General features: G+C 69.6%; 5 protein-coding genes. 1 reads left to right on the top strand and 4 read right to left on the bottom strand.

Going from position 1 to position 7588, the window contains the following annotated elements:
• The 3 genes from ABE485_RS30765 to ABE485_RS30755 all read right to left on the bottom strand — a co-directional run.
• Nucleotides 1–1581: efflux RND transporter permease subunit (locus ABE485_RS30765; RefSeq protein WP_346519041.1), on the bottom strand; the 1581-nt coding region annotated here is incomplete at its 3' end.
• Nucleotides 1578–4658, bottom strand: coding sequence for a multidrug efflux RND transporter permease subunit (locus ABE485_RS30760; protein ID WP_346519040.1), 3081 nt, complete (start codon nt 4656–4658; stop codon nt 1578–1580). The genes ABE485_RS30765 and ABE485_RS30760, both read right to left, overlap by 4 nt.
• 9 nt (nt 4659–4667) lie before the next feature.
• Nucleotides 4668–5837 (bottom strand): efflux RND transporter periplasmic adaptor subunit, encoded by a 1170-nt coding sequence (locus ABE485_RS30755; protein WP_346519039.1) that lies wholly within the window; start codon nt 5835–5837, stop codon nt 4668–4670.
• A gap of 150 nt (nt 5838–5987) precedes the next feature.
• Here ABE485_RS30755 and ABE485_RS30750 point away from each other — a divergent pair, with 150 nt between their 5' ends.
• Nucleotides 5988–6944, top strand: a complete 957-nt coding sequence (locus ABE485_RS30750) for a molecular chaperone DnaJ (RefSeq protein ID WP_346519038.1) — start codon at nt 5988–5990, stop codon at nt 6942–6944.
• 129 nt (nt 6945–7073) lie between these two features.
• Here the strand turns inward: ABE485_RS30750 and ABE485_RS30745 are convergent.
• Nucleotides 7074–7588: NnrS family protein (locus tag ABE485_RS30745; RefSeq protein WP_346519037.1), on the bottom strand; the 515-nt coding region annotated here is incomplete at its 5' end.

Genomic DNA, 7588 nt, shown 5'->3' with positions numbered 1-7588 from the left:
GCGCGCCAGCGACGCGCCGTACCAATCGTGAACGCGGGCGAAGGCGTCGCGGATGCGCGACGGCCGGGGCGCGGCACCGGCCGCCGCGGCACCGGCCGTCGCGTGCCCCGCCGGCTTGAGCCAGCGCGCACACAAGGCGGGGATGATCGCCACCGACACCACCAGCGAAATCACGGTGGCGGCCACCAGCGTGATCGAAAACTCGCGGAACAGCCGCTCCACCAGGCCGCCCATGAACAGGATCGAGACGAACACCACGCTCAGCGCCAGGGTCATGGCGACCAGCGTGAAGCCCACCTCGCGCACGCCGCGCAGCGCGGCGCGGGCGGGCGTCAGGCCGCGTTCGATGTGGCGCGAAATGTTCTCCAGCACGACGATCGCGTCGTCCACCACCAGCCCGGCCGCCACGATCAGCGCCATGAGCGACAGGTTGTTCAGCGAAAAGCCCCAGGCATACATGACGGCGAAGGTGGCGATCAGGCAGACCGGGATGGCGACGCTGGGGATGGCGGCGGCCCGGGCGTTGCCCAGGAACAGCCACACCACCAGGATCACCAGGCCGGCGGCCAGCGCCAGGGTGACGTGGGCTTCGCGCAGCGTGGCGGTGATGCCGGGCGAACGGTCCAGCGCCACCGTCAGGTCGACGTCGGCGGGCATCAGCGCGCGCAGGCCGGGCATGGCCTGGTTGATGGCCGCGATGGTCTCGATGATGTTGGAGCCGGGCTGGCGGCTGATGGTCAGCACCACGGCCGGGTTGCGGTTGTGGAAGCCGCTGCTGTAGCGGTTCTCCACCGAGTCGCTCACGCGCGCCACCTGCGCCAGGCGGATCACGGCGCCGTCCTTGTAGCGCACGATCAGGCTGTTGTAGTCGTGCGCGCTGCGCGGCTGTTCCGGCGTGCCGACCTCCCAGCGCCGGCCGGCCGAATCGAGCTGGCCCTGCGGCCCCATGGGCGCCGCGTCGGAGATGGCCTGGCGCACGTCGTCCAGCGCCACGCCATAGTGCGCCAGCGCATTGGGATTGACCTGCACCCGCACGGCGGGCAGGGAACTGCCGCCCAGGGTGACTTCGCCCACGCCGCCGATCTGCGAGATCTTCTGCGACAGCACGGTCGACGCCAGGTCATAGAGCTGGCCGGCGGGACGGGTGGCGGAACTGATCGCCAGCGCCATGATCGGCGCCTGCGACGGGTTGACCTTGCGGTAGCTGGGATTGTCGGGCATGCCCGAGGGCAGTTCCGCGCGGGCGGCGTTGATGGCGGCCTGCACGTCGCGCGCGGCTTCGTTGATGTCGCGGTCCAGGTCGAACTGCAGTTGCACCCGGGTCGAGCCCTGGTTGCTGGAGGACGTCATGGAACTGACGCCCGCGATGCTGCCCAGGGCGCGCTCCAGCGGCGCGGCCACCGTGCTGGCCATGCTTTCCGGGCTGGCGCCCGGCAGGTCGGCGCGCACCTCGATGGTGGGGAAGTCCACCTGCGGCAGCGGCGCCACCGGCAGCAGGCGCCACGCCACCGCGCCCAACAGGGTCAGCGCCAGCGCCAGGAAGATGCAGGCGACCGGCCGGTGCAGCAAGGCCCGGATCATGGGGCCCGGCCTTGCGCGCCGGGCTCGGCCGCCGGCGCGGCGCGGCGCTGGCCCAGGCGGTGGAAGAACAGGTAGACGGCGGGCGTGGTGAACAGCGTCAGCACCTGGCTGACCAGCAGCCCGCCGACCATGACCCAGCCCAGCGGCTGGCGCAATTCGGCCCCGGATCCCGTCGCCAGCATCAGCGGCAGCGCACCGAACAGCGCGGCCAGCGTGGTCATCAGGATGGGGCGCAGGCGCAGCAGCGCGGCCTCGCGGATGGCGTCCTGCGGCGCCAGCCCGCGCGTGCGCTCGGCTTCCAGCGCGAAGTCCACCATCATGATGCCGTTCTTCTTGACCAGCCCGATCAGCAGGATGATGCCGATGACGGCGATCAGGTCCAGCGGCCGGCCGGTGATCAGCAGCGCCAGCAGCGCGCCGACCGTGGCCGAGGGCAGGGTGGACAGGATGGTGACGGGGTGGATGGCGCTTTCATACAGCATGCCCAGCACCAGGTACATGGTGACCACCGCGGCCAGCATCAGCCACAGCGTGTTGGACAGGGATGCCTGGAACGCCGACGCCGCGCCCTGCAGCCGCAGCTCCACGCTTTCGGGCATGCCGATCGCCTGCCGCGCCGCCTCGATGGCGGCGATGGCCTCGCCCAGCGAACCGCCGGGCGGCAGGTTGAACGACAGGTTCACCGCCGGAAACTGCGACAGGTGGTTGACCGCCAGCGGCACGGACCGCTCGCTGACCGTGGCCAGGGCCGACAGCGGGATCGCCTGGCCGTCCGTGGTCTGCAGGTGGATGCGTTCCAGCGCATCGGGACTCATGGCCATCGTCCGGTCCACCTCCAGCACCACGCGGTACTGGTTCGACTGCGTGAACAGGGTGGCGACCTGGCGCTGGCCGAAGGCGTTGTACAGCGTCTTCGCGACGTCGTCCATGGTGACGCCCAGGCGTGCGGCGGCATCGCGCGAGACATCCAGGTAGGCCTGGCGGCCGCCGCCCTGCAGGTCGGACGCCACGTCGGCCAGTTCCGGCGCCTGCGCCAGGCGCTGCATCAGCGCGTCGGTCCAGCGCGACAGCAGCGCGCTGTCGGGCGAGGTCAGGCTGAACTGGTACTGGCCGCGGCTGACGCGGTCTTCGATGTTGAGTTCCTGCACGGGCTGCAGGTACAGCGAAATGCCCTGGACCTCGCGGGCGCGCGCGTCCAGCCGCGCCATGATGTCCGCCAGCGGCGCGCTGCGCTCGCTCCAGGGCTTCAGGTTGATCAGCAGGCGGCCGGTGTTCAGCGTGGCGTTCATGCCGTCGATGCCGATGAAGGACGACAGGCTGGTCACGTCCGGATCGGTCAGCAGGCTCCGGGCCACCGCCTGCTGGCGGCGCGACATGGCGTCGAACGAGGTGCTTTGCGCAGACTGGGTCACGCCCTGCAGCACGCCGCCGTCCTGCGCCGGGAAAAAGCCCTTGGGCACCGCCAGGTACAGCAGTCCGGTCAGCGCCACGGTCGCCAGCATCGCCAGCAGGGTCAGCCGCTGGTGGCGCAGCGTCACATCCAGCCAGCCGGCGTAGCGCGCCTGCACGCGGTCCAGCAAGCCCGGCCTGGACGGCGCGTGCGCCGGCAGCAGCCGCGCGCACATCATGGGGGTAAGCGTCAGCGACACCGCCAGCGATATCAGGATGGCGACAGCCAGCGTCACCGCGAACTCGCGGAACAGCCGGCCCACTACGTCCTCCATGAACAGCAGGGGGATCAGCACCGCGATCAGCGACAGCGTCAGCGACACCAGCGTGAACCCGATCTGCCCCGCGCCCTTGAGCGCCGCCGACATGGGGCTGTGGCCCTGTTCGCGGTAGCGGGCAATGTTCTCCAGCATGACGATGGCGTCGTCCACGACGAAGCCCGCGCCGATGGTCAGCGCCATCAGCGTGAGGTTGTTGGTGGAAAAGCCGGCCAGGTGCATGAAGCCGAAGGTGCCGATCAGCGACAGCGGCACGGCCAGGCTGGGAATCAGGGTGGCGGGCAGGTTGCGCAGGAACAGGAAGGTCACCAGCACCACCAGCCCCACGGCGAACGCCAGCTCCCACTGCACCCCGCGCACCGATGCGCGGATGCTCTCGGTGCGGTCGGTCAGGATGCGCACCTGCGCGGCGGCCGGCAGGCTGGCCGTCAACTGGGGCAGCAGCGCCTTGACCTGGTCGGCCACGGCGATGACGTTTGCGCCCGGCTGGCGCTGGATGTTCACCAGCACGGCGGGCTGCTTGTCCACCCATGCGGCCAGGTAGCGGTCCTCGGCCCCGTCTTCGACGGTGGCGACCTGGCCCAGGCGCACCGGCGCGCCGTTCTTCCAGGCAACGATCAGCTCGCGGTATTCCTCGGCGCTCTGGAGCTGGTCGTTGGCGTCCATGATGACCGACCGGACCGGTCCGTCGAAGCTGCCCTTGGGCTGGTTGGAGTTCGCCTTGGCGATGGCCTCCTGCACGTCGGACAGCTGCAGGCCGCGAGCGGCCAGCGCCATCGGATTGACCTGCACGCGCACGGCGGGCCGCTGGCCGCCGGCCAAGCTGACCATGCCGACGCCGGACAGTTGCGACAGCCGCTGTGTCATACGCGTGTCGACCAGGTCGTAGACCTTGGGCAGGGGCAGGGAATCGGACGTGACGGCCAGCGTCAGGATGGGCACGTCCGCCGGGTTGACCTTGCGGTACACGGGCGGGGTGGGCAGGTCGTTGGGCAGCAGCGAATCGCTGGCGCTGATGGCGGCCTGGACTTCCTGTTCGGCCACGCCCAGGGGCACGTCCAGGCCGAACTGCAGCGTGATGACCGAGATGCCGGTGCCGCTGGTGGACGACATCTGCTTCAGGCCGGGGATCTGCCCGAAGCGCCGCTCCAGCGGCGCGGTCACGGCGCGCGCGGTCACGTTGGGGCTGGCGCCCGGATACTGCGTGGTCACCTGGATGATCGGATAGTCGACCTGCGGCAGCGCCGCCACGGGCAGCATGCGCCAGGCCAGGATGCCCGACAGCAGCAGGGCGATCATCAGGAAGGACGTGGCGACCGGGCGCAGGATGAAAGGGCGTGACAGGCTCATGCGGAATTCCTAGCCTTGCTGTTCGACGATCTGCACGTCGCGTCCGTCGTGCAGGCGGTCCACGCCTTCGACGACGACGCGCTCGTCCTGGGCCAGGCCGGCCAGCACCACGATGCGTCCGGCGTTGGCCGGCCCCAGCTCCAGGACGCGGCGGACTGCCCGCGCGTCCTTGTCGATCACGAACACGAAGGCGCCCTCGGAGCCGTACTGCACGGCCGCGCTCGGGATGGTCACGACGTTGTCCTGCTGTACCACGGCCAGCCGGATGTTCACGAACTGGTTGGGAAACAGCGATTCGTCGGCGTTGTCGAAGCGGGCCCGCAGGCGCACGGTGCCGCTCGTGGCCTGGATGCGGTTGTCCAGCGCTTCCAGCGTGCCTTCGGCCAGGATGCGGCGGTCTTCCGCGTCCCACGCCTGCACGCGCAGCACGGGATTGCGCGCCTGCGCCTGGCGCAAGATGTCCAGGCGGGTCTCGGAAATGCTGAAAAGGGCCGAGATGGGCCGGGTCTGCACCAGCGTGGTCAGGCCGTTGGCGTCGTCGGCGCGCACGTGGTTGCCCGCGTCGATGCGCCGCAGCCCGATGCGGCCCGTGTGCGGCGCGGTAATGCGGGTCTGGCCCAGCAGGCGCCGGGCATCGGCCACCTGCGCCAGGTTCTTCTGCCGCTGCGCGGCATAGATCCGTGCCTGGGCTTCGGCGGCATCGAGCTGCTGGCCGGCCACGGCTTCCTGGCGCGCCAGCTTGCGGTAGCGCTGCAGGTCCGCCTGCGCGTTGTCCAGCAGCGCCTGGGTCTGCGCCAGTTCGCCTTCGGCGGACGCCAGCGCGGCAAGATAGGGGCGCGGATCGATTTCCGCCAGCAACTGGCCCTGGTCGACGGCCTGGCCTTCGGTGTAGTGCAGCTTGAGCAGTTCGCCATCGACCTGGCTGCGCAGGGTCACCTGCGCCAGCGGCGTGATGGTGCCCAGGGCGTGCAGATCGCGCTGCAGCGGGCCGGTGCGCGCCGCCGCGACGCTCACGGCGACGGGGATCTTCCCATAGTTGGGCGGGGGCGGAGCGGCGGGGCCTTTGTCGCCCGCCAGCCAGGCAGCCGCGCCGATCAAAAGGGCCAGCGCCAGGACGGCGGCGATCAGGATCAGGCGGTTGCGTGAGGGGGTGGGGCCCGCAAGGGAGCGCAGAGACATCGGGGCTGCCAGGCGAGGGGGTGGCGGACAGCCGAGATTCTATATTAATAATAATGATTAGCGTTATTGACGGAGATTTTCAAGAAGGGTTTGCGCGTATCGTTTAGAGTGGCGGCTGTTTTCAATACCTGGTTTGGCAAGGAGTAGGTCATGGGTGAATCTTCCCTGGAAAGTCCGCGGGAACTGTTCGAGCGGCTGCAGGCAAGGATCGGGGCCGAGCGCGCCCGGCTGGCGAGCTGGCAGGCGATCGAAGCCGACTACCAACGCAAGTACACGCAGGAACTGCGCCCGCTCGAAGAAAAGCTGAACCTGCTGCGCTACAAGCTGGTGCTGTGCTTTGACCATGCGTACAAGAACATGGGCCTGTCCAAGGCCGAACGCGAGTTCGTGTCCGAGCTGGTCACGGAGTTTTCCGAAGAGCTGCTGGGACTGGGCGCCAAGAGCGACCTGCCGGCGGGCTGCGACGCCGCCCGGCTCAAGACCCTGTACAAGAAGCACTGCGGCTCCGACTACGACACGGATATCGCCGAAGAGACCGAACAGGCGAAGGAGTATCTGGCCGAGGCGCTGGAACTGGACCCCACGGAGCTGGACGATTACACGCCGATCCAGCTGCTCCAGCTTATCCAGGACCAGTTCGAAGACGAAGAGGCCGAGGAACTGCTGGAAGAGGCGCGGCAGGCCCTGCGCTCGCCCGTGACGAACGCCCAGGCGTGGCAGGCGCTGCAGGACGCCGAAAGCGCCCGCCTGGCCGAATCCGCGCGGGATCCGGCGCTGCAGGCCGCGGTGGGGGATGGCGACGGGCTGGCCGGCGACGCGCTGGACAAGGCCAACGCCGTCCTTGCCAGTCAGCTCGACGAGGTCCTGGCCCAGGCCAGCCATGCGGAAGAAGGCTTCAAGCTGCGCTACGAGCTGGATCCGTTCGCATCCTTCGACCCGGAGACGGTGATCGAGGAGCTGGACGCCGACATCGTCGACATCCAGGAATACATCCGCGAACTGGAACACGAGGTGACGCAGTTCTCGGACGAGTCGCTGCTGAAGGCCTGGCTCAAGGCCATGCGCCGCGAAGTGGCCGCGATCGAGCGCCGCGAAGGGCGGGGGTGAGGCTTTCGGGGGTGGTCCGGGCAGCGTGTGCCGGTGTCTGACACCCCATCGAGCCGGTCGTCATACTGCACTGGCGTTTCGCGGGTGTCAGACACCCTCCCGAACCCCGCCGACCGCCCACATCGAGCGTCAAACCTTCGGCCGCGACACCGGCATCACGCGCATGACCGGCGCACCCGGCCTGGGCGCGGCGTCCGCCCGCGGCCGGATCATCATGGGGAAGAACCGCCACAGGTACAGCCCCAGCGCCAGCGCCCAGGCGGTCGCGGACGCGTGCAGCAGGCCCAGCGTGGCGGCCGTCGGGAGCAGGGCGGCCAGCCGCAGCAACGCGGCCAGGATCATCAGGGCGTAGCTCACGACCATGCTGCGGTCGGTCTGCAGCGGACGCCCCAGATGCCCCAGCGCGGTGCGCGTGACCATGCCCAGGGTCAGCACTGAAAAGCCGGCCACGCCGATGACGTGGGCGGGCCACGCCTGCCTGACGACAAAGCCGGCCAGTTGCGCGGCGCCCACCAGCAGGCCGATGCCCAGGCCCAGGTAGCCGGCATAGAGGATCCACAGCAGCGGCACGCGCCGCACGGCCCAGGGCTTCCACGATACCCACTGCACCAGCGCGATCAGCCCGCTGGCCGCCAGCGCCAGCG

The organism is Achromobacter spanius, assembly GCF_039673305.1.
GTDB lineage: Bacteria > Pseudomonadota > Gammaproteobacteria > Burkholderiales > Burkholderiaceae_B > Achromobacter > Achromobacter spanius_F.
This window is presented reverse-complemented; position numbering and strand designations above follow the sequence as displayed.